This is a genomic window from Xenorhabdus indica (genome assembly GCF_014467235.1).
GTDB lineage: Bacteria > Pseudomonadota > Gammaproteobacteria > Enterobacterales > Enterobacteriaceae > Xenorhabdus > Xenorhabdus indica.
This window is the reverse complement of record NZ_NKHP01000065.1, coordinates 1-2,056: the sequence shown is the minus strand read 5'-3', so window position 1 is coordinate 2,056 and position 2,056 is coordinate 1. Positions and strand designations below refer to the sequence as shown.

General features: G+C 56.0%; 1 protein-coding gene. It reads right to left on the bottom strand.

Going from position 1 to position 2,056, the window contains the following annotated elements:
• On the bottom strand, positions 1–2,056 hold a 2,056-nt coding region (locus tag Xind_RS19420), incomplete at both ends, for a non-ribosomal peptide synthetase (RefSeq protein WP_187650924.1).

Sequence of the window (2,056 nt, the reverse complement as noted above, 5' to 3'; positions counted from 1 at the left end):
CCCCACTGTTTGTGCCAGCTCGGACAATACCGGCGACCGGAACAACTCTCGCGCTGTCAGGGCCAATCCCTGCTGACGCAGGCGCTCAATCATACGCACCGCGAGCAGGGAATGACCGCCCAATGCAAAGAAATTATCATGCCGGCTGATCGATTCAATGCCTAAAACTTCCCGCCAAATTGCTGCTAACGCGATTTCTATTTCCCCCTGCGGGGCTTCATAGGTTTGCCGGGCAAACGCATCATCATCTGGAGCCGGCAGCGCCCGGCGATCCAACTTACCATTTGGTGTTAATGGCAATGCCTCCAGACGCACAAAAGCCGCCGGCACCATATAATCCGGCAACACCGCACTCAAATGGGTACGCAGGCGGTTGACCAACGCCTCATCCGCCTCGGCCACCACATAGGCCACCAGCCGTTTGTCCCCACCATCTCCCAGCACTTGCACCGCGGCCTCACGCACCGCCGAGTACTCAACCAGCCGGGCTTCTATTTCCCCCGGTTCAATGCGGAAGCCACGAATTTTCACCTGCTGGTCATTACGGCCGAGAAACTCCAGATTACCGTCCGGTAGATAACGGGCTAAATCCCCGGTACGGTACATGCGCGCAGCCGGCCTATCACTGAACGGATCGAGAAGAAAACGTTCAGCGGTTAATTCAGGCCGGTTCAGGTAACCCCGCGCCACCCCTACCCCACCAATATACAGCTCACCCACCGCCCCCAGCGGCACCGGCTGACTACACTTATCCAGCAAATAAATCCGGGTATTCGCCGCTGGACGCCCGATAGGCACCGCAGTATCGGTATAGTCTGACGGGCACCGCCAGGTCGTAGCACACACCGTTATCTCGGTCGGGCCATAGGCATTAAACAAGGTGACCCGGCCACACAACGCCTGGATTAACGCCCTGCTGGGCGCTTCGCCCCCCAATATCAGGGTGGGTTTGACCGTTAATGCCGGTATATCCGCCCCGTCATGCAGCAGGGCCGGGGGCAGACAAGCATGTGTTATCGCCTGAGCTTCCAGGTAATGCCATAACGCGGTCGGGTTCTGACGCACGTGGTCGGCGGGAATGTCCAGCGTAGCGCCACTGTACAGTGCCATCATGATTTCCCAGACACTGGCATCAAAACTTAATGAAGCAAACTGCAACACCCGGCTTTCCGTGCCAATCGCGAATTGCGTGATTTTCTCCTGGATCAGGTTAACTAACCCACGATGCTCAACCATCACGCCTTTCGGGATGCCGGTCGAACCGGAAGTGTAAATCACGTACGCCAGATGGTGTGAAGTCAATACCGGTATCTGCGGATTACTATCTGGCTGGTCAAACCGGGTATTCGGGTCAAGTACGTTTCGTTCCGCCAGTGCGGGTTCACCCAATGCTGACCGGCCAAAACGGTCTGCCAGCACTATCGCCGGGGCCGTATCCCTCAGATTGTCGGCCAGACGCTCTCCCGGATAAGCCGGGTCCAGCGGTACATAGGCTCCACCGGCTTTTAAGACAGCCAGCACCCCGACCACCATGGCCGGGGAGCGTGCCACACAAATGGCGACCCGTTGCTCCGGTTCAATACCCAGTTCAATCAACTGATGCGCCAGCCGGTTAGCGCGGGCATTTAATTCGGCGTAACTGAGTGTTTGTTCCTGATACTCCAGTGCCGTGGCCTGCGGGGTGCGCTCTGCCTGTTGTTCAAAGCACTGGTGAATACACAAGGCATCAGGATAGGCAGTTTCCGTTTTATTCCAAGTACTTAATAATAATGTACGTTCTGTTTCCGGCAGAATTTCTAATGCCCGTACCGGGGTTTCCGGCGCCTGTTCCAGCGCCGCCACCAGACTTTCCAGTGCCTGCTGCATATAGCCGCATATCCGCGCTGGCTCAAATGGCTGTACTATTTGTACTGTCAGGCCCAGTGCTTCGCCAAAATCTTCCACTGATAATGTTAACGGGTAGTTGGTTCGCTCTTGTCCGTCCAATAACTCAACCCCCTCCAGCGTATTATCCAACTGGTTCGATTGATCATTGTGCCGATAATTTAACAGGGCA